The sequence below is a fragment of the Marinobacter sp. B-21 genome (assembly GCF_056857895.1).
The window spans coordinates 41,383-60,731 of the sequence record NZ_JBSXNZ010000065.1; the positions used below are offsets into that span (position 1 = coordinate 41,383).

The window sequence follows — 19,349 nt, forward strand, 5'->3', positions numbered from 1 at the left end:
CTGACCCCATGTTTACGCCCTTGGCATCGGCAGATCCGGTAGTCCGTTATCTTTCTCCAGCCCCTGCATCAGCAGTTTGACGCTGACCTCTTCCTCGCCCATGTGGGCATTCAGTCGACTCAGCTCCGCGAGCGCTTCCCGGCTCCGTTTCAGCCGCAGGCTGGTTTCGAAGTATTCCCGGGCCTTGCCCCACAGCTCATTGCGCAGGCTAAGGCGGCCCAGGGCCAGCAGAAGCTCGGCGTTGTTCGGCCGGTCTTTGAGCCACTGTTCTGCCAACAACAACTGCTCGTCGGGCTTCTGACCCTTCACCCGGCCGTAGAGGTTGATCAGCTCGTCGCTCCAGTGATTGCGCAGCACCTTGCGTAACAGGGTTTCTGTCTGTACTTCGTCGCCAAGGCCTGCCAGCAGGCGGGCGTAATCCCGGATGGTATATTCGTCGCGACGGAGGAAGCCGGGTAATTCATCCCAAAGCCGGGTTAGCGGTTCCAGAGATGCCTCCGGGTCCTGTTTCTGCTGGCGGCGGCAATCTTCCGCGGCACGCTCCAGGAGGTTGTGCCAGACCTGACGTTCCAGATCATTCAGTTCCGTTTCCGGCAACACGCTGCGCTTGCGCAGCTCCGGTACCAGCTTCGACAGCTCCCGCCAGTCTTCCAGGCGCAGGTAGGTGTTTTTCAGCAGTTTCAGCACAAAGGGATGATGAGGTGACTGTTTGCGAAGGCGAACCAGCGTGGCCAGGGCCTGCTCAAGGCGGTTGCCGGCCAGCTGCAACTGGGCCTGGGTGATGCCGACGGCCATATCCGACCCCGGGGTGCTGTCGAACGCCTGGCGCAGCAGGTTATCCACCGCTTCATGATCACCGGATTCGAACGCCGCCTGGGCGGCCGCCAGATAATTGATCAGCGGGGTGTCCGCATGGCCGGCCGAGGCGGTCAGTAATTTGCGGGCCCTGGGCCAGTTACCCTCCGCCAGAGCCAGCAGGCCCTGGGTCGTCCGGCGGCGTGCCCTGCGTTCATTGCTCCGGGCAATCCAGCCGGCGACCAGTCCGGTACTTTTCCCGAGCCGGCGGGCGACGTTGATGATCAATACGGTCAGGACAACAACGGCTACCAGAAGGCCCAGCCCCACCCAGAAGTTGGTTTCGACCAGGTAGTGACCCAGGCTGATCCTGATATAGCCCAGATCATACTGTAGTCCCAGGGAAAGCCCGGTGCCAATCAATAGCGCAAGCAGGATAATCAGTAGCAGGCGAATCATGAATCACCGCCCCCATCAGCCTGGCTGGCGTTGTCCCCGCCATCACCATTGCTGGCATTGAGGCGGCCGGCCAGCCGTTCCTTGAGCAGGGCCAGGGACTGGCTGATATCCGGCAGTTCGGGATCCACGTTTCTCTGGGCCAGCTCGGCCAGGGTGTCGGTGAGTGCGGTGATCCGGGGATTGCTGGCATCGTACCAGTCGTCGATGGTTGTGCGGGCCTTGGTCAGTGCCCGCTCGTACAGAGACTGGTTGCCCCGCAGGACCGCCATTTCCGCTTCTTCCAGCATCAGCTGGAGATTGAGCCGGGCGTAGGCGCTCTGGTCGGGCGAGAGAAGGGGTTTCACCGGCTCGTCCAGGCGGCGGACAACGACGACCTGCATCAGGGTTGCTTTGACCTTGTTCCAGGCCTGAAGCATCGGGCCGGGTTCGCCGCCGGTGTCGGCCTCCACTGAGGTATCTGAACCGGTGAAGAAGCCTGGTGCGCTCTCGCTGATCAGGGCCTGGTCGGTCAGTTGACTAATGCTGCCGATGGCGGCTTCGAGCTTCAGGTAGAGACCGGTCCGGTCGACACCGGTCAGCCCCTTGAGCGCCAGGACCTCACGGGCAAGCTGCTGGCGCACCGGATAGACGCCGATATCGTCAGACTCGTTCAGCACTTCGTCGGCCGCTTCCAGTGCCGACAGGGCACCACGGATGTCTTTTTCGATCATCAGCCGCTGGTTGGCGATCCGCAGCAGGTATTCCGCCTCGGCCAGCAACCAGTCGGTACGGCTCCGGTTACCGGCTTCCAGAAGCTCCCTGGCGTTGTGATCGATCTGGCGCTGCTGGGTGGCAATCAGCTCGCGCTGGCTCGCCAGTTTTTCTTCAAGGGATTGCAGGCGCTGACTCTGCTGGCTGCCCCGGTCGCCATAAAGATCTTCGAGCTGGGCGGTGTCCTGCTGCAAGGCCTGCAGTGACTGCATGACGGCCTGATGGTTGTTCCACTGCTGCCAGCTCCAGAGTGCCAGGGCAACAGCAAGAATCAGGGCAATGAGGGCTACCAGCCAGACCGGCCACAGTGTCTGGCGCTCAGGTGGTTCCTTGGCAATGGGTGCGGGTAGTTGATTCGTTGTGTCTGTCACGGGCGTCCTTACTTGGCTTTTCCGGAGCCACCGTCCCGGCCGGCGAGTTGCGTTGCAACCGTAGCCACGATGTCGTTATCGGCAAGGCTTCCTGGTATACACGGATTTCGGAACCCCGCCTCACGGGCCTGTTCGGCAACCCGATCTGCGGGAACAATCAATAACCTATCGTATAGATTATGGCTGCTATTCGCACTGAGTGCGATGAGATTGTTCAAGGTTTCTCCGGAGAGCACGATGATGGCCTCCGGAGCGAAGGTCTCAAGCGTCGCCTGAATCTGTTCCGGCGTATAGTCCGGGCAGAAACGCCGATACAGGGGCAGGGGGGTGACCCTGGCGCCCCGGGATTCCAGGGTTTCCCGGATCAGCTCGCGGCCGGTTTCACCCCGGGCCAGCAACACCCGTTCGCCCTGAAGATTGTTCAGCGACGGCAGGGCAAGAAGCGCTTCGCTGGTCCAGCCTTCCGGAGGCATTCGGGGGTTAAGTCCGTGTTCTGCGAGCACCGCTGCCGTGCCAGCGCCGACACCATACCAGCGGATACCCATGGGGATCTGAGGCCACCAGGTGTCTACCTCATCCAGCAGAAGACGGGCGGCGAAAGGGCTGACCGCAATGATGTGGGCGTACTCGTCCAGGCTGAGAATGAGGGTGCGACGCTCCGGGGTTTCCGGCAGAGGTTGCCGGTCAATCACTGGCAGGATGCGCACATCGGCACCCGCCGCACGAAAACGGCCGGCGAGCCGGGACGCTTCCGGTTCGGGCCGGCAGACCAGGATCCGCCGGCCGCTCAGATCAGGCTCAGGTTGGTTTATGGCCATAGATTTCAGCCAGCACCTTGTCGGCACCCAGGGCCAGCAGATCTTCCGCCAGTTCACGGCCAAGACGCTCTCCCTCGGCCCGGGGAGCCCGGCCCTCAACGCGGAAGATCTGGGTTCCGTCAACGGCACCCACCAGCCCCCGCAGCCAGAGAGTGTCCTGGTCTTCAAGCAGTGCGTAGGCGGCAATCGGCACCTGGCAACCGCCCTCGAGGCGACGGTTCAGGGCCCGCTCGGCCCTGACGCGATCGGAAGTGTCCTGGTGATTCAGCGGCTCAAGCATGGCCAGCAGCTCGTTATCATCAACCCGGCATTCAATGCCGAGGGCGCCCTGGCCGACCGCCGGCAGGGAGACGGTGTCTGGCAGGCTGTAGCGGATGCGCTCATGGAAACCCAGGCGTTTCAGGCCGGAGCTGGCCAATACGATGGCGTCGTACTCACCGGCATCCAGCTTGGCCAGCCGGGTATTGACGTTGCCGCGCAGAACGTGAATCTTCAAGTCCGGGCGGTAGGCCCGCAGCTGGGATTCCCGGCGCAGGCTGGCGGTGCCAACCACGGCGCCATCGGGCAGGGCGTCAACGTTCTCGTACTGGTTGCTGACAAAGGCGTCGGTGGGGTCTTCCCGCTCACAGATGGCCACCAGCCCCAGTCCTTCCGGGAATTCCATGGGTACATCTTTCATGGAGTGCACCGCCAGGTCTGCGCGGCCGTCCAGCATGGCCTCTTCCAGTTCTTTGACAAACAGGCCCTTGCCGCCGATTTTGGCCAGGGGCACATCCAGAATCTTGTCGCCCTGGGTCTTGATCTTGACCAGCTCCACGGCGATGTTGTCGTGCAGCCTTTCCAGTTCTGCCTTGATAAATTCCGCCTGCCACAGCGCCAGTGCGCTGCTGCGGGTTGCAATGCGAAGGGTACGTTTGGACATGACACTCACTGTCGGTTTGGAAAATGTCCGCCAAGGGTACCTTGTGACGACAAAAAAGTCCCGTAGGTACCACCTTTAAAATAGGCGCCACCTCAGCCCGGCTGGTGCTCCTGGAGCCACTGGCGCACGTTGCCGGCATGCCTGCGGCTGACCGGGAGTTCGCCTTGGCCGTCCCGGAGTACAACCAGGTTCTGACCGTCGGATGTTCGTTTCAGCCCCTGGATGAAACGCACGCCCACAAGAGTGTGCCGGTGGGTCCGGAGCAACACGCGGGAGTAGCTGTTTTCCAGATCCTTGAGGGTATAGTCGCAGACGGTTTCACCCCGGCTATGGTGGATGGTGACGTATTTCTGGTCGGCCTCACAGTAGAGGATTTCAGACAGGTCAATCAGCTCGGTACCGCGGTGAGTGCGCACCGCCAGCTGTTCAGGACTCTGGCTGGCCTGGCCATTCAGGGTTTGCAGTTGCACCCGGTTGACCCTGCCGGCCCTTGCCAGTGCGTCAGCCAGTGTCTCCTTGCGCACGGGCTTGAGCAGGTAGGCAATGGCCTGCACGTCGAACGCCTGTATGGCGTAATGGTCGTAGGCGGTGCAGAAAATCAGAGCCGGCGGGTTGGACAACTGGCTCAGGCGGTCGGCCGCTTCCATGCCGTCCATGCCGGGCATGCGGATGTCCAGCAGCAGAATGTCCGGATCCAGTTGTGCAACCTGTTTCAGGGTTTCGTCGCCGTCTGCGGCTTCACCACAGACCCGGTAACCCGAAAGCGCCTCCACCAGGCGGCGGATACGTTCCCGGGCCAGGGGTTCGTCATCGGCAATCAGGACGCTGCGGGTATCACTCATGGCGGATCTCGGTTCCCTTTCCGGGGATTTTCTGTTCGCTGGCGTTCTGGCGAGGCAGTCGCAGTGTCACGGTATACACATCGTTATGATGGCTGTGTTTGAGCACGGCCGGTTCCCCGAACAGCGCCTGGAGCCGGGACTTGATGTTGGCCAGCGCCATGCGGTTACCGTCATGCTGATGGGTGCTCTGCCCTGGTTTCGGATTCTGCACCAGCAAGTAGACGAAGTCGCCTTTGGCCTCGGCCTCAATTCGCACTGTGCCACCCTCGGGCCTGGGTTGGATACCGTGGTAGATGGCGTTTTCTACCAGGGGCTGCAGGGTGAGGGGGGGGATCGCCTGTTGCTCCAGACCCGCTTGAATCTGCCATTCGAGCTTCAGCCGGTCACCCAGACGGAGTGCCTCGATGGTCAGGTAGCGCTGGCACAGTTCCAGCTCCCTGGACAGGGGAATCAGTTGGTCGCCGGTGCGAAGGCTGGCGCGGAACAGTTCCGACAGATCCAGCACCGCTTCTTCGGCTTTGTCTGGATTGATGGCGATCAGGCTCGCGATGGTGTTCATGCTGTTAAACAGGAAGTGGGGCTGGATGCGGGCCTGAAGGGACGCCAGGTGGGCCTGCATTTCCGCTTCCCGCTGCTGCTGCCACTGGTGTTGCAGATAAAAGTAGCGCAGTACCATCAGTACAATCAGCAGAGCCAGCAACATCTTTTTGGCGATGCCCTGCCAGACGGCCACACCGGCCTGGGGGTGCACGATGCTGTCGGCAAACAGGCTGAACGCCAGTACATCCAGCAGCACGATGGCGACAATAATGGCCGTGGCACCGGGAACGGACATCCGGGCGAGTCTGGTTCGTAGGAGGCAGATCAGTGCGGCGCTGGTGAGGGTGGTCCACTGGACAAACAGGGACAGCAGCCCGAAGTAGTTCCAGTCAATCCAGCCCTGGTTCGCCTGGACGATGGCGAGGACCAGAACCAGCAGTTCGCTGGTCACCAGCAGCAGGAACACGGCTCTTACCCGGCACAGGTCCGGAACGAAAAACTCGCTCGTTGTCACACCTTTGTCCCCGTTACGGGGTGTCTCCTTTGCCCGGGTCAGAATGGTATACCCCGCCACGTTGAATGTACCCAGTTCCCGCCAGATGATGCCGGGCTGTCAGCAGGAAAGATAGACCATGTTTAGTGCCAGAGATAACGTTACCAATCAGCCGGTGCTGGGCAATGCCTTGGATCAAGAATATTCCGGGCTTCCGCCAGTTCAGCTTACGAGGTCTCAAGGCCGTGCCGCTCAGAAAGGCGCATTGATTGATGAAGGCATGCCAGACGAATCGCCGGATGATTCGTCCGAAGAAGAAAGCCGCCCCAAAGTCCGGGTTGAGGCTGGCATCTTTTTCGATGGCACCGGTAACAACCGCAATAACACTCAAACCTACCAGCAGCAAATGGATGGGTGCCTCACGGCCAATGCTGCCGGGGCCATCTCGGAAGATGAATGCAGCAGCGAACTGTCGCAGATTATGGAGGGTAGCTACCTCAATGCCGAAACCAATGTGTCCAAGCTTGAGAACTTGTATCAGCGAGCTGGTGCCCAAGGTGAGAATGGTGAGGCCATAGTCAGGCTGTCGACCTATGTGCCTGGTGTCGGTACCAAATTTGGTGAGCCTGATGACGGCCCGAGTATGGGGCTTGGCCTTGGCGAGCAAGGCCTTCGAGCGGGAGGGGCTTCCCTGGCCGGACAAGGTCACCGTTCGTTTTCTGGGGTTGTTCGACACCGTTGCTGCGGTTGCTGATCTGGATAATCTCGATTTTTCCGCCCACGATGCCGATGCGGGGCGCATCAGCGTTAATGTAAAATCGGGGCATGTTGAGCGAGCCGTGCAATTTGTTGCCCGGGATGAGTGCAGGCACAACTTTTCACTGAACAGCCTCCGAAACGAATCTGGCGACTTACCTGAACATTTCAACGAGTGGGTGCTACCGGGCGCCCATTCAGATATTGGCGGTGGTTACCCGGATCGTTTTCATGAGCGTATCGAAGTTCGTCCGCCCCTGGTCGTCAAAGGAAAAGATCGCCGTAATCCCGAAGCCAGTTTTGAATTTTCCCGCATGTTGCAGGAGCGTGCGCTGATCAAAAACGAAGGTTGGATTGGGCCACTGAACCCGCTTGCCACGCTGGAGATTGAACAGGAACGCCCGCGCGGCTTGCCGGGCGGTGATGTCACGCTTCGCCTGTGGCTGGATCGAGAAGTCCGGGGCGAGTATTCGCGTATTCCGCTTTACCTGATGCACAAGTTGGCGGTGGATGCCGGTGTACCATTTGACCCTATACCCACAGACAACCCTCAACTGGTGTTGCCACCGGAATTAATGACTATCGCCAGGAACCTTGCTGTCCATGTGTGGCATGGCAATGAATTGCTGATGTCCCCAGAGTCCAAAGCACTACTGAAGCAACGGTATATCCATCATTCCGATCATTACCTGAAAATGTACGTGAAGGATGCCTGGCCGATTTACCCGTTCCAGCCGGCCAAATATGGTCGACGCGTTGTCCATCCAAACAAGAGCCAGTGAGCCAATGGGAAATGCCATGAAGATGAAAGACCTTGTGCTCAGTTTATGCGTTCTGATGCTGTTAGGGTGCTCGGAGCAAACGGCCTCAGAAGGGTCAAAGCCAGGCCCTAACTCTACCTATCGGAGTATCGGTGTTGTGGCACCCAGGTATTACAGGGCAGGCACGGCGACGCCCACTACATTGCGCCTTTGGCTCCATTACGTGGGCGCGCATGCTGCAGGCATTACGACTCCCCCCCTCTGGCAGGATGCTCAGCTGAGAAAAAACACGGAACAACTCGCGGGCTCAGAAGCGGTATCTTGCGGATATCCCCACGGCATGGATGAGGTAGTCCGGGCTTTCCCGGTTGGCAGTCAGAACATTATCACTGGTGTCTGGAGCTAAGCCGTCTATGAAAAAGTCCTCCTGGTCGTAATATTCAAGCCAGTAATCAAGGCGATAACTCCATCGGTCGGAAAGGCTATACTCGCCATAGATTCGAGTGCTAAATCGATCAGCTTCCAGTTTCGGAAGCTCCTGATCTGGTGTTCGGGAGTTGATCGATATAGTCCCCCTTGACCGTGTATAGGATAGGTCCACGCCCAGTTCGAGGTGGGGAACCACCTCCCTGGCCTGGACGCCACCGCCGAACGCATTGATCGTGTCATCATTCTCTGCAAACCAGTCCGGCCGTCCAAAGCTTTCACTTCCGGCTATGTCTGACACAATGCTCTGGTGGGTGAAATAGACATAGGCGTTGAGGCTTTGGTCGGGAGAATACGAAGCGTCCAGCGTCACCATTGTGTCGCGTGCCTCGGTCAGACCAATGGAGGAGTTACGGTAGTCATCATTGGCGTATACGGAGTTCAGTCCGAAGCTGAGCTGCGCACTCGCGTAGTAATTGCCCGATATTTTGATTTCACGTCGATCACGGTCAGCAAGATTGAATTTCCGCAAGAGTGGATTCTCCGGCGGCGCTATCGTGAGCGGATCGTAGCCACCATCTATGTCGCGATCTTCCCACCCCAGGCGCACTCGGAGCTCGATTCTTTCCCCGGGTCGGGTTTGTAGTTCGCCAAAATAGGAATCCGTGTCTGTGGCGTCCACCTCCTGGAAAGTAAACTCGGACCGCTCCCGTCCATAACCTGCGCTTATGTCGGTGGTGTTGGTCAGCCGATAATCCGCACTGAGCTCACCACTACTTTTGTCAAAACTGTAAGGGCGGTTTTCCCGAAGCTCAGCCAGGAAAAGATCGGTGCCAACCTGCCGATAGCTGTCCACTGGAGTGTCGTTGTCCCGTTCATCAAAGAACCCTTCTGCCTTGAGGGTCAGCCGACGGGTAGCGTTTCCGGTCAGCCGAAGGCGAGCATTCAGGGTATTCACTTCGGCATCCAGATCCTGCCGTGGGAGCCCGACAGGGCCCAGGCTTGGATTTATCGTTGCGGGAATGAAGGATTCATCCTGCTCAAGACGGCCCACCGCAATGTGCCCCGAACCACTGAACCAGCGAGTGGGACGGAACGCCCCGGAAAGCATCAGGCGATTGAAGCGATTGTCCGGCGCTGCCGCTGACCGGCCTCTCGGGGCGTCGCCGGGAACAACAAAGGGGTTGTCCCAGGTCAGGGACTTGTTATCGTTATCAAAAAACGAGCCGTGATAGGCCAGACGCAGTTGCCAGAGTTTTGCCAGGTAACCGACCGAGAGGTCGAATCGGTGGGTAATATCATCCACCGGCTCTGGCAAAATGGCTGATCGTAACAGGAAGCTCCCACCCATGAGCCGGGTACCATCACGTTCATCCACGGTATACTGGAAGTCGTAATCCCAGTTCTCGCCCTGGAAAAACTGTAAGCCGGTCGAAAGGGTCCGTCGCTCCAGCTCAATATCAATCTCCCGTAAAGCGAGGTCGAGATCGGGCAGGTCTTTTGTGGTATCCCCCCGGACCCAGTTGGCGGAGAGTTCCAGACGCTCGCTGCCGACCCCGGAAAATGCTGTTTTCGTAGAGTCGTACAAGTTGTGATTTAACTCCTGGTAGTCCAGGAAGTAATTTACTGTTCCCTGCTTGCCGGCGTGGATTGCCGCGCTCCGTGACCCAAGACCCAGATTTCGGCCCTGCAGGGACCAATAGGTGCCATCCTCGTCGCGATCGATAACATCTATGGCGCCGTTGAGGAAAAGACCGTCCCGATCAAATCCCCGATAGTCGGTAAACTCAGGTTCATCTTCCTCGAGCCACAGAATGCCAGCCTCCACATAACCTCTTGGTTCCCATTCGAAGGCACAGGCTTCGCATTCTTCAGCCGTATTGTCGCTTTCAGCCATCACACTGGCAGGGCTTACAATCAGTGCGGCCCCAAAAGGCAGGATCCAGTGTAATCTTGGCGCCACCATGGCTTTGTCCTCCTTATATCCCGCCGCTGTGTCAACGGCTCAGGTTGGCTCCAGAAGGATGGTTGGAACCATGCACTTTCGAATGACAATTCACACAACTTCCACCAATCAGGAACGGCGAGGCTCGTCCGCCGGGCAAGTCGTTGGAGGTGCGGGAAATGCTGGGGTGACCTGCCCGGGAATGGCAACTCTGACACAACAGGGGAGGCCTTTGCTTCAAGAGTGCAGGGTGGTTGGAGCCGTGTGGGCTATGACAGTTTGTGCAGTCGTCGGGAACAGGCGCATGCTCCCAGAGAAAGGGGCCGCGCTTCTCAGCATGACAGCTGTAGCAACTGTCATTCAGTGTGGGCTCTTTCAGTATGGCCGGATTGAGAGAGCCGTGGGGCTGGTGGCAGTCGGAGCACGCCATGTCACCGAAACGTATTGGATGCGATGACATTTGGTGGGACTGAACCTGGACATTCCTGTGACAGTCAGCGCAGACATTGGCTTCTTGCCGACTCACTGTTACCGGGTCCTCACTGACATGCACCTGGTGGCAGTCGACGCAAGCCACGCCCTGTCGCTGATGAGGCCCGCCATCCCAGTGCATGCGCTGATTTCGCTGGTGACAGTCGAGACAAATGCCATTCTGTTTTTCTCCCGACCAGAGAGCACTGTCGCCAAATGCAGGTATCGGAGGGCGTTCCTGATTAAAGCGGAGCCTTTTCGCATGATCAGCACCTGGCCCATGACAGGACTCACACTGATTTTTTGCAAAAGGGGTCCGGGCATCTCCAGGCACTGCATGAGGGGTCTTGAAAATGTCCATAACGGGGACTTCGCCGCTTTCATCATGGCAGGCCAGGCAAGTCTCAGCGCCTTTCTCGGTATATTCCGGGGTCGAATCCGCTTCGTCTTGCGCCATCCCCTCAATGCCACCGGAAAACCAGCCAAACAGCACAATCACCCCAGCGAGTATCAAGCGCGGACGGTAGCCCTGTTTCTGGTCGCCGATCCTGATCACTTTTGGTTCCTCTTTAGAGTTGTTATTTGCAGAGCTGATATTTCAGTGCAGTGATCAGTCGCCGGGATTATGAGCCTCGCGAACGTCGGCAATGCTGCCCGGACCATGGCACACCGAACAGCTCTCCTGATTGGCTGTACCTGCCGGAACACCAAAGCCGCCGCCATTCTGCTCCATGTGGTTTTGTGCAGGCTCATCGTCGTGACAGGAAGAGCAGCCCGCTGCCGTCGCCGTTATGACCTGGTCGTCACCCTGATTGAGCGCGGCTGCAAGTGTGATGAAATCATCGGTTCCAAAAGGAGAGGCGTTGGCGACCGTTGCCTGAGTATCGATGGTTGTTCCGAGCACCCCCTCTGGCAAGGGTAACTCGAAGGTGCCATCGGCGTGGCACGCCATGCAGTCGCCGGGCTCGCGAGGGTAACGTATTTCACTGAAATCATGGGGGGTATTGCCGAAACCGTAGACAAGCAGATCCCCGGAGCGTTTGTCAGCACCATGAATGGCATGGATCATCCACTTGAAATCAATTGGCGCCTCTTCTGCGTTATCCACCGCATTCTGGTTGATCTCGTCGTCAGTGCCATCCGGGTCTGCCGGGCGCTGCGCAAGGTCGGTGGCGCGAGGGTTATGGCACATGACGCACAGTTGGACATTATCTGTCCGGTTCGAGCCGTGCAGCGAGAGCCCATCATTCTCACCGTGACAGTTCTGGCACCTGGCCAACTCAACAACGTCCCGGCGAGCCTGGGCCTGGCTATCCGTGATCGGAAAAAAGGCCACGGCACCGGTCACCTTGACCGCCACGTCAAAGGTGCCGTCACCATCGGGGTCCGCGGCCGGGTGGCCTTCAATGCCCACCGCGCCTGAACCGCTCACGTTTGCCGGTATGGCAACGGGAGAGACCACACTGAATGTGCCATCGCCGTTGGCTGTAGAGCCAGCAAGAGCATCGATTGAAACGACCTTGGCGGGCGCAACTCCGCTTCCCGAGTTGGTGTAGTCACTGGTGTCCCATGCAAGAATCACTGCCAGCCGGCTCTCGCTGCTGGTGAATTCCGGATCATTCTTCAGATCAAAAGGCTGGTCGTTGTTGGTTGGGTCTGTCACTGAAAAACGGATGTCTGGCTGCTCAGCCGGCCCTGTATTGCTGACTTCGATAATGTTGTAGCTGAATTGCCCGGCAGCAAGGCTGGCTGGAATGGTGTGAGAGTCCAGTACCGATCCGGCAATCTTGTTCTCTGCGTGGCAAACCGAGCACTCGCTGTTGTCTGTGACGATGCCTCCGGGATGGCCACCCGCCATGCCCGCGCTGAAGTCCACGTCGTCATGGCAGGAGCCACAGGAGGCAATGGTCGGGCGGGTGACGATATTGGTGGCGTCCGGTGTTTCGTTACTGGCAGGGTCATGGCATTTCACGCAGGTCTGCGGGCTTTGGGGGAAAGCGACATCGGAAAAGTCATTTCTGGAATCACGGAACCCGTAAATGACATATTCCCCGCCGCTTTCAACACTTGGCAACTGCTCACCCATGTGGATTTTGTGGATCAGGACCCGAAAATCCAGGTTGTTGCCACTGTTGGCGTCCGTGCTTCCCGGATTATGGCAGGTCACACAAAGATCCACGTCCTGGCGGCCATTACCGTGGATGCTCAATTCTCCGTGGCAGGAATTACAGGACGCCTGAGCGACAATTTTCCGCATGGGTATGTTGTCAGTCAGCCCGCTGGATGGCTGAAATGTGAAAACCGCATTGGTTAATGGCAGGGATTCACCGAGAAAGCTTCCCCGGATTTCGAGCCCTACGCGGTGCGTCAAATCCGGTTCAAAAGGTACTGTGACAGGATCAGTAATGGAATCCAGGTCAGCGGCAAATGTATATTCGTAGGTGCCGTCGCCATTGTTGACCAGGGTGCCGTCATTTTCTGTTCGGGCCTGAACGGCGTCCTGGGTTCCCGGGCCAGCACCGGCTGGTTCTATTTCATTCAGATAGCTTTGCCAGCGGTCGCTGTCGCCCTCCGTGCCCGGGACAAGCTTGGCAATTGTAAAAGACGGTTGTCCCTGGGTTAACTGGTCAAACGGAAATCCGAACTGGTCTGTGGCTTCAAATTTTACGACAGGGGCGCTATTGATGGTGACATCTGTTATACGGATCTGGAGTTCTTCGGGAACCTGATTAAAGGATCCGGGGGGGCCGGAGGGGCCGGGAGGTCCTGACGGGCCCCGATCGCCGGTATCCCCCTCGCAACCAGCGAGGACGAGAAGAACGATGAAACCCCAGGTCAATCCCCCGGTCCGTGCGATGGTGCGGAACGACTGGTTGATCGGCACGCAAGGTTTATGAGTTTTTGTTACCTTGTCCATGCTCATTGCCTCCCTGTCCGAAATGCCACCGGGCCCAATGGTCAATTTCATTCTTATAAAATAAGACGAATGCTGCCCGGTCGATCCCTTAACTTTTCGTTGATTGGTTGATTGCAGTCTGCGTGATTAAAAATAGTTCATCCGATCGGATAGTTGCACAGTGTTTTCTCAAAATCTGGCTATTAATTGATCTGTGTCAAAGTTGGTTTAACACCTAAGATGGTAGTAATTGATTTAAAATGGTAGTAATCGAATTGCTCGGGACGAGCGAGCAGGCTAAAGGCACGACCTTAAGGCACGACGGAACCCACCCGAAAAAGGAGCTCGCCATGCGTTCTACCACTTCTCTTATCCCTGCTACCCTGGCCGCCCTTGCGGTGAGCGCTGGTGTTTTTGCCGGGGTTCCGTCAGCAGCCGAAGACTGTGCCAGCTGCCATAACAAAAATGGCATCAGCGATGACGAAGACGTTCCCATCATTGCCGGTGCTTCTGCCTTCTTTCTCGAAAATCAGATGTTTATTTTCAAGGAGGGGGCCCGTCCCTGTGGCACGGAAGAATTTGCAGAGGAGGCGCATAAAGGTATTGCCGAGAGTCATTGTGACCTGGCAAAACAGTTAACCGAGAAAGAGTTCACTGAGCTTGCAACCTATTTCGCCGATCAGCCTTTCGAGAGTGCGGATCAGAAAGTCGATGAAGATCTCGCGAGCATGGGGGCGCAAATCCACCAACAGAGCTGCGAAAAGTGCCATTCCGACGGCGGCAGCCTGGTGCTGGATGATGCGGGCATTCTGGCAGGTCAATGGAAGGGCTATCTGATCAGTACCCTGCAGGATTACAAGAACGGTGACCGCTGGCAGCCGGAGAAGATGCAACCTGCAACCACTGCCCTGAGCGAAAAAGATATTCAGGCGTTAGCAGAATACTACGCCAGAGAGGGTAAGAAATAGGCGGACAGGAACGTGTTCCGGGCCACGACGGAGAGCATCAGTCTACAGGAGCAGGGCGATGGGAGCGGGGGAAGATCAGGGTTCGGAAAAAAAGGGCTGGTGGCATCGTCTCTGGCAGTGGCCGAAAACGAAATACCTCCTCTGGATTCCTGCGGGTGGTTTTTTGATGCTGGTCACGGGAGCGATTCTGCTTGGCGGGCTCAATGTCACCATGGAGAAAACGAGCTCCCTGGAATTCTGTACTTCATGTCATGAAATGAGCGCGTTTGTTTATCCGGAGTATAAGCAAAGCGCCCATTTCTCTAACCAGAGTGGTGTTCGCGCGGTCTGCTCCGACTGCCATGTGCCGAAGGACTGGTGGGGTAAGGTCGTTCGCAAGACAGAAGCGACGTTAAATGAAATCCCCGCATGGATTACCGGGAAGATTGACTCGCCTGAAAAGTTCGAGGCCCATCGCAGGGAAATGGCGGAATCGGTTTGGGCGGGAATGCGAGCAAGCAACTCGGCCACCTGCCGCAACTGCCATAGCTACGAGGCCATGGCACTGAGCATGCAGGACCGCTATGCCCAGCGCAGGCACTCCCGGGAATATCGCGAGGCTACCGATAAAACCTGCATCGACTGTCACCAGGGCATAGCCCACAACCTTCCCAAAGTCACGGTAGAGTAAGCGTTCGTACACCTTTCCAGAGAGCGGGGGGGCAAAGCAAAGTCGCCAGCTGACCCTCAGGCCGCTATTCGTTCAAGCCGGGGGGAGAAGCAATTCCTGGTCGGGCGAATAGGGGCGGAAGGTGGTTCCCATCAGACTTCCGGCTGCTGAAGAATTTCCGTTCATTGTGCCAGAAAGTGGCTCCTGCAGCGCAGACTCCTGGCAGGCATTTACCCCTGGCTTTTGCAGTTTCGGAATCGCAACCATGGCTCGGATAACTCTTGGCATCAGGCCATTTTCCATATCTGGGCCAGAAAAAAGGTCACCATTTATCCGGCAAAGTACAAAGAGCAGCCGAAGTGATGTTGAGGCCCAGGAGTGCACTGATATTTAGAGCGATTCTGGAATCCTGAAACGTTACAATGTAGACAAGCACACGCTAAAAGTCGCGTAAACTGTCATTTTCATAATTTCTAATAATATCAAGCGGTCGCCGACTATTCACATGCAACTGGAGTACTAAATCCATGACGGATCAGAAAAAGTCTGACCAGACCACAAGTTCCGAAAAACCCTGGGGCGGACGCTTCAGTGAACCTACCGATGCCTTTGTCGAGAAATTTACCGCATCCGTGGGTTTTGACCAGCGCCTGTACCACCATGACATTACCGGTTCCATTGCCCACGCCACCATGCTGGCGGAAGTTGGCGTGCTCACCAACGAAGAGCGGGACCAGATCATTGAGGGCCTGAAGGGCGTCAAGGCGGATATCGAGGCCGGCAATTTCCAGTGGTCGGTCAGTCTTGAAGACGTGCACATGAATATCGAAGCGCGCCTGACCGACCGTATCGGCATCACTGGCAAGAAGCTCCATACCGGCCGAAGCCGAAACGACCAGGTGGCCACCGATATCCGTCTGTACCTGCGGGACGAGATCGATGTGATTGCCGAGGAATTACGGCGCCTGCAATCGGGATTGCTCGACCTGGCCGAGCGCGAGGCGGATACCATCATGCCCGGTTTCACCCATTTGCAGACTGCCCAGCCGGTGACCTTCGGGCACCATCTGCTGGCCTGGTACGAAATGCTGGTGCGGGATGCCGAGCGCCTCCAGGATTGTCGTAAGCGGGTTAACGTGATGCCCCTGGGCGCGGCGGCTCTGGCCGGTACCACCTACCCCATTGACCGTACCCTGACCGCGACGCTGCTGGGTTTTGACCGGCCGACGGAAAACTCCCTGGATTCGGTCAGCGACCGGGATTTCGCCATCGAATTCTGCAGTTTTGCCGCCTTGCTGATGACCCATCTTTCTCGGTTCAGCGAGGAGCTGGTGCTCTGGACCTCCGCCCAGTTCGATTTCATTGATCTGCCGGACCGGTTCTGTACCGGCTCGTCCATCATGCCCCAGAAGAAAAATCCGGACGTTCCGGAGCTGGTCCGGGGCAAGACCGGCCGCGTCAATGGCCACCTGATCAGCCTGCTGACCCTGATGAAAAGCCAGCCGTTGGCCTACAACAAGGATAATCAGGAAGACAAGGAGCCTCTGTTCGACACCGTGGATACCATCAAGGGTTGTCTGAAGGCCTACGCCGACATGATTCCGGCCATTCGTTCCAAGGCCGATAACATGCGGGTGGCGGCCAAGCGCGGTTTCTCCACCGCCACCGACCTGGCGGATTACCTGGTGAAAAAAGGTGTGCCTTTCCGGGACGCTCACGAAATCGTGGGTAAGTCGGTGGCGTTCGGCGTGGCTGAAGGCCGTGACCTGTCTGACATGACCCTGGAAGAACTGCAGCAGTTCTCCGACCGTATCGGGGCCGATGTGTTTGATGTGCTTACCCTGGAAGGGTCGGTTCAGGCCCGCAATCACCTGGGCGGTACGGCGCCGGATCAGGTTCGTGCGGCCGTTGGCCGGGCGCGCAGCCAACTGGGCTGAGCCGCACCTGCCGGCCACGGGTGGGGCCGTTAGCCTAGCCGCCAATCCGTCCCGTGGCCAGATCAACCGCTGCCGGCGTTAGCTGTTCCAGAGGTTGCGGGCGGAACAGGCGGTAGCCCTGGCCATAATGGATGCCGAGGGTCCTGACTTTCCGGAGGGCATCGTCGCTCTCGATAAATGTGGCCACGGTGACCTTGCCGGCGGCCTCGGCAATCCGGTGCAGGGCTTCGAGCATCACCTGCTGCACCGGATCCTCTTCCATCTGCTGCACCATCCGCCGATCCAGCTTGATAATGTCCACGGGCAATTTCGCCGCCAGGCTGTAACTTTCCACCGAAGCGCCGGCGCCGTCCAGAGCCACCCGACAGCCCGCCCGATGCAGGGCGTCGCAAAGCACGGCCACATCGTCCGGGTATTGGGTTGCATGAGCTTCGCGAATTTCCAGGCAAAAGCAGTTGGGGGCAAACGGCGATTCGCTCACAGCCCGGGCCATAAAATCCGGGAAGGTGTCATCCAGTACACTGGCCAGCGACAGGTTAAAGCCGCAGTATTTCAGTCGGGGTTCCAGCAGCGGCTGGTTGCCTAACCAGTCCAGGGTTTGGCAAATCACCTGGCGGTCCAGGCGTTTGGCCAGATCAAAACGTTCCGCGACAGGCAGGAAGTTGTCGGGCCTGAGCATGGTCCCGCCATCCGATGTTGCCGGGATCCGGCACAGGATTTCAATATGATCGCCCCAGGTGGGGCTGGCCACCGGTCGCATGGCTTGATATTCGAGAATCAGGTGACCGCCGTCCAACGCCTCGCGTATCTGCTCCACTCGTCGGCTGGCGGTTGAATCGTCGGTCTGTTGGGTGATTGCTCTGGCGGCATGGACCCGGTTTCGGCCCGAGGTTTTGGCGGTGTGGCAAAGGTCCGCGGCCTGGCTGAGCAGTTGTTCCGGATCGCCCGGTATGTCGCTGTCCATGATCAGGAGGCCGCCGGAGGCTGTGGTCTGAAGCTTGTGGCCCTGCCATTCGAAGACCAGTTCCCCGATCAGGTCCAGGGTTTCCTGGGCAATTTTCCGGGCCCGGGCCTCCGGGCAGTTCTCGATCAGCAGGGCGAAAGTGTCTCCGGCCAGTCGTGCCAGGGCGTCACGCTGATGCACCCGCACGCCGAGATTGCCGGCCAGCTCCCGCAGGTAGCGGTCACAGGTACCGCTGCCGGCCAAATCGTTGAAGCGTTCAAAGTCATCAAGATCCAGATACAGCAGGCTGTCACAGGAATTCCGGTGGGCTTTCTGTTCCAGAGTCCGGAGCATCCGGGCGATGAATTCCTTGCGGTTCATCAGGCCGGTGACCGGATCGTGCCGGATCCGGTGGTCGCCATTTGAGGCGTGGTTGATGCGGTTCCCGATGCGCCTTGCCACATGGACAGCGCCGGTCACTTCGCCAAGTTCGTTGGTCAGGCGCTGGTAGTGGAACTCATGCACCGGCAGCTCCCGGGACTGCTGGGCCATGGGCATCTCAACAACGAAGCCGTCCCGCTCAAAGGCACGATGCCAGAGGCGCTCCATCAGCCTGCGTTCATTCGGAAATTCCTGCAGAAGTTCGCTCAGGTTATCGCCGTGCCCGGGATTCACGCCAAACGTTTCCGCGAACTGGCTGGCCCAGGCGTCATTGAAATGCAGCAGGTTGAACGATGCGTCCACTGCAACCACAAGATCCGGAGTGGCCCGGGTAGTCGCTGCCAGCAGCTGTCGCGCATTCTGGCGGGCGCTTTCGCGCTGCATTTCGGCAGTCCGGTCCACCAGCGTTCCGCCGAGCCTGTGAATCCGGCCCCCCTGCTTGAGTGCCTGGCAATTCAGGGTGACCCGGCGCGGGTTCTGCCTGGAGGTAAGAATGTCGAGATCGAGGCAAAAGCGTTCGCCGGTCCGTATGCAGCGCCGGAACATGGCCCTGACCCGTGCCTGTCCGGTCTGGCAGTAGAACAGGGCCTGTTCCGGGGTGATCTCACTGCCGGGTCTGAGCTCAAGGAGCCGGAACATACCCTCCGTCCAGGTCATCTCGTTGGTTCTGGTGTGGAGCTCCCAGACCCCGAAACTGGCACTGCTCTCCGCCGAGCGCAGCAGCCGTGAGTCCCTGGTTGAACTGTCGCAAAGGGTTATGGTGGCGCTGGCGGCCTTGTCGGAATCACGCATGTCGACGCGCAGGCTCAGGCAGGCTGTGTAAAAGAAACCTTCCTTGTGCCTGAATGTCACTAGAACGCTCTGGCCACGTTCAATCCGGTGTCGGTTGGCCGGCGCGAAGGGGTCGTCCTGGCGGGATGCCAGAATCCGGTGTACCGGCTGGCCTTCCAGTTCACTGCTGTCGTAACCAAGGATGGCTTCGGCCTGATGATCGGCAAGCAGCACTTTGCCTTCATCGTCAATGCGCACAATCGTATGGCGCTCCGGTGTCGGGGACTGCTCCGAGCGGTAGCGGCGAATGATGAATTCTTTCACGACGGGTGAGCCTCGGGGGTTCTATAGCTTTTATTTTTTTGTCGGTTTTGCCACGATGCGTCCATCATACT

At 58.3% G+C, this 19,349-nt stretch carries 15 protein-coding genes; 4 read left to right on the forward strand and 11 right to left on the reverse strand.

All coding sequences use genetic code 11. From position 1 onward, the window contains the following. Positions 1–12 precede the first annotated feature (12 nt). The 7 genes from AC13C0_RS07820 to AC13C0_RS07850 all read right to left on the reverse strand — a co-directional run bounded on the left by AC13C0_RS07820 (position 13) and on the right by AC13C0_RS07850 (position 6,546). Positions 13–1,254: a heme biosynthesis HemY N-terminal domain-containing protein gene (locus tag AC13C0_RS07820; protein WP_117619352.1), complete on the reverse strand. Its 1,242-nt coding sequence runs from the start codon at positions 1,252–1,254 to the stop codon at positions 13–15. After that, positions 1,251–2,375, reverse strand: coding sequence for a uroporphyrinogen-III C-methyltransferase (locus AC13C0_RS07825; RefSeq protein ID WP_117619353.1), 1,125 nt, complete (start codon positions 2,373–2,375; stop codon positions 1,251–1,253). Before AC13C0_RS07825 ends, AC13C0_RS07820 begins: the two co-directional genes overlap by 4 nt. Positions 2,376–2,383: 8 nt before the next feature. After that, positions 2,384–3,193: a uroporphyrinogen-III synthase gene (locus AC13C0_RS07830; RefSeq protein ID WP_117619354.1), complete on the reverse strand. Its 810-nt coding sequence runs from the start codon at positions 3,191–3,193 to the stop codon at positions 2,384–2,386. Further along, the gene (gene hemC, locus AC13C0_RS07835; protein ID WP_117619355.1) at positions 3,174–4,115 is read right to left on the reverse strand and encodes a hydroxymethylbilane synthase; all 942 of its coding nucleotides are present in this window, start codon (positions 4,113–4,115) and stop codon (positions 3,174–3,176) included. Before hemC ends, AC13C0_RS07830 begins: the two co-directional genes overlap by 20 nt. A 92-nt stretch (positions 4,116–4,207) precedes the next feature. Beyond that, positions 4,208–4,957, reverse strand: a complete 750-nt coding sequence (locus tag AC13C0_RS07840) for a LytR/AlgR family response regulator transcription factor (RefSeq protein ID WP_117619356.1) — start codon at positions 4,955–4,957, stop codon at positions 4,208–4,210. Further along, the gene (locus AC13C0_RS07845; protein ID WP_117619357.1) at positions 4,950–6,011 is read right to left on the reverse strand and encodes a sensor histidine kinase; all 1,062 of its coding nucleotides are present in this window, start codon (positions 6,009–6,011) and stop codon (positions 4,950–4,952) included. The genes AC13C0_RS07840 and AC13C0_RS07845 overlap by 8 nt, the downstream gene beginning before the upstream one ends. 13 nt (positions 6,012–6,024) lie before the next feature. Further along, positions 6,025–6,546, reverse strand: coding sequence for a hypothetical protein (locus AC13C0_RS07850; protein ID WP_482954237.1), 522 nt, complete (start codon positions 6,544–6,546; stop codon positions 6,025–6,027). Between the two features lie 73 nt (positions 6,547–6,619). Here AC13C0_RS07850 and AC13C0_RS07855 point away from each other — a divergent pair, with 73 nt between their 5' ends. Continuing rightward, complete coding sequence (locus AC13C0_RS07855) at positions 6,620–7,528, forward strand: phospholipase effector Tle1 domain-containing protein (RefSeq protein ID WP_341581249.1); 909 nt, start codon at positions 6,620–6,622, stop codon at positions 7,526–7,528. 286 nt (positions 7,529–7,814) lie between these two features. Here AC13C0_RS07855 and AC13C0_RS07860 read toward each other — a convergent pair whose 3' ends face one another. The 3 genes from AC13C0_RS07860 to AC13C0_RS07870 all read right to left on the reverse strand — a co-directional run bounded on the left by AC13C0_RS07860 (position 7,815) and on the right by AC13C0_RS07870 (position 13,266). Further along, entirely contained in the window at positions 7,815–9,899 is a 2,085-nt protein-coding gene (locus AC13C0_RS07860) for an MtrB/PioB family decaheme-associated outer membrane protein (RefSeq protein ID WP_482954238.1), read from the reverse strand. A 31-nt stretch (positions 9,900–9,930) separates the two neighbouring features. After that, complete coding sequence (locus AC13C0_RS07865; protein ID WP_227539553.1) at positions 9,931–10,806, reverse strand: DmsE family decaheme c-type cytochrome; 876 nt, start codon at positions 10,804–10,806, stop codon at positions 9,931–9,933. Between the two features lie 153 nt (positions 10,807–10,959). Beyond that, positions 10,960–13,266, reverse strand: coding sequence for an OmcA/MtrC family decaheme c-type cytochrome (locus tag AC13C0_RS07870; protein ID WP_341581251.1), 2,307 nt, complete (start codon positions 13,264–13,266; stop codon positions 10,960–10,962). A gap of 239 nt (positions 13,267–13,505) precedes the next feature. On the opposite strand from AC13C0_RS07870, the gene AC13C0_RS07875 reads away from it, so the two are divergent. The 3 genes from AC13C0_RS07875 to argH all read left to right on the forward strand — a co-directional run bounded on the left by AC13C0_RS07875 (position 13,506) and on the right by argH (position 16,799). Then, positions 13,506–14,213 (forward strand): c-type cytochrome, encoded by a 708-nt coding sequence (locus AC13C0_RS07875; protein ID WP_482954239.1) that lies wholly within the window; start codon positions 13,506–13,508, stop codon positions 14,211–14,213. A gap of 58 nt (positions 14,214–14,271) precedes the next feature. Beyond that, positions 14,272–14,883 (forward strand): NapC/NirT family cytochrome c, encoded by a 612-nt coding sequence (locus AC13C0_RS07880; RefSeq protein WP_482954240.1) that lies wholly within the window; start codon positions 14,272–14,274, stop codon positions 14,881–14,883. 506 nt (positions 14,884–15,389) lie between these two features. Then, positions 15,390–16,799, forward strand: coding sequence for an argininosuccinate lyase (gene argH / locus AC13C0_RS07885; protein ID WP_117619365.1), 1,410 nt, complete (start codon positions 15,390–15,392; stop codon positions 16,797–16,799). 34 nt (positions 16,800–16,833) lie between these two features. Here the strand turns inward: argH and AC13C0_RS07890 are convergent, their stop codons facing one another. After that, a complete protein-coding gene (locus AC13C0_RS07890; protein WP_482954241.1) occupies positions 16,834–19,278 on the reverse strand; it encodes an EAL domain-containing protein in 2,445 nt (814 codons plus the stop codon). Positions 19,279–19,349 lie beyond the last annotated feature (71 nt).

Excerpts from the sequence above, each read along its gene's own strand:
- AC13C0_RS07820 (WP_117619352.1), bottom strand. The coding sequence starts at position 1,254 with ATGATTCGCCTGCTACTGATTATCCTGCTTGCGCTATTGATTGGCACC.
- AC13C0_RS07830 (WP_117619354.1), bottom strand. The coding sequence starts at position 3,193 with ATGGCCATAAACCAACCTGAGCCTGATCTGAGCGGCCGGCGGATCCTG.
- hemC (WP_117619355.1), bottom strand. The coding sequence starts at position 4,115 with ATGTCCAAACGTACCCTTCGCATTGCAACCCGCAGCAGCGCACTGGCG.
- AC13C0_RS07840 (WP_117619356.1), bottom strand. The coding sequence starts at position 4,957 with ATGAGTGATACCCGCAGCGTCCTGATTGCCGATGACGAACCCCTGGCC.
- AC13C0_RS07855 (WP_341581249.1), top strand. The coding sequence starts at position 6,620 with ATGACGGCCCGAGTATGGGGCTTGGCCTTGGCGAGCAAGGCCTTCGAG.
- AC13C0_RS07860 (WP_482954238.1), bottom strand. The coding sequence starts at position 9,899 with ATGGTGGCGCCAAGATTACACTGGATCCTGCCTTTTGGGGCCGCACTG.
- AC13C0_RS07865 (WP_227539553.1), bottom strand. The coding sequence starts at position 10,806 with ATGGCGCAAGACGAAGCGGATTCGACCCCGGAATATACCGAGAAAGGC.
- AC13C0_RS07870 (WP_341581251.1), bottom strand. The coding sequence starts at position 13,266 with ATGGACAAGGTAACAAAAACTCATAAACCTTGCGTGCCGATCAACCAG.
- AC13C0_RS07875 (WP_482954239.1), top strand. The coding sequence starts at position 13,506 with ATGGTAGTAATCGAATTGCTCGGGACGAGCGAGCAGGCTAAAGGCACG.
- AC13C0_RS07880 (WP_482954240.1), top strand. The coding sequence starts at position 14,272 with ATGGGAGCGGGGGAAGATCAGGGTTCGGAAAAAAAGGGCTGGTGGCAT.
- argH (WP_117619365.1), top strand. The coding sequence starts at position 15,390 with ATGACGGATCAGAAAAAGTCTGACCAGACCACAAGTTCCGAAAAACCC.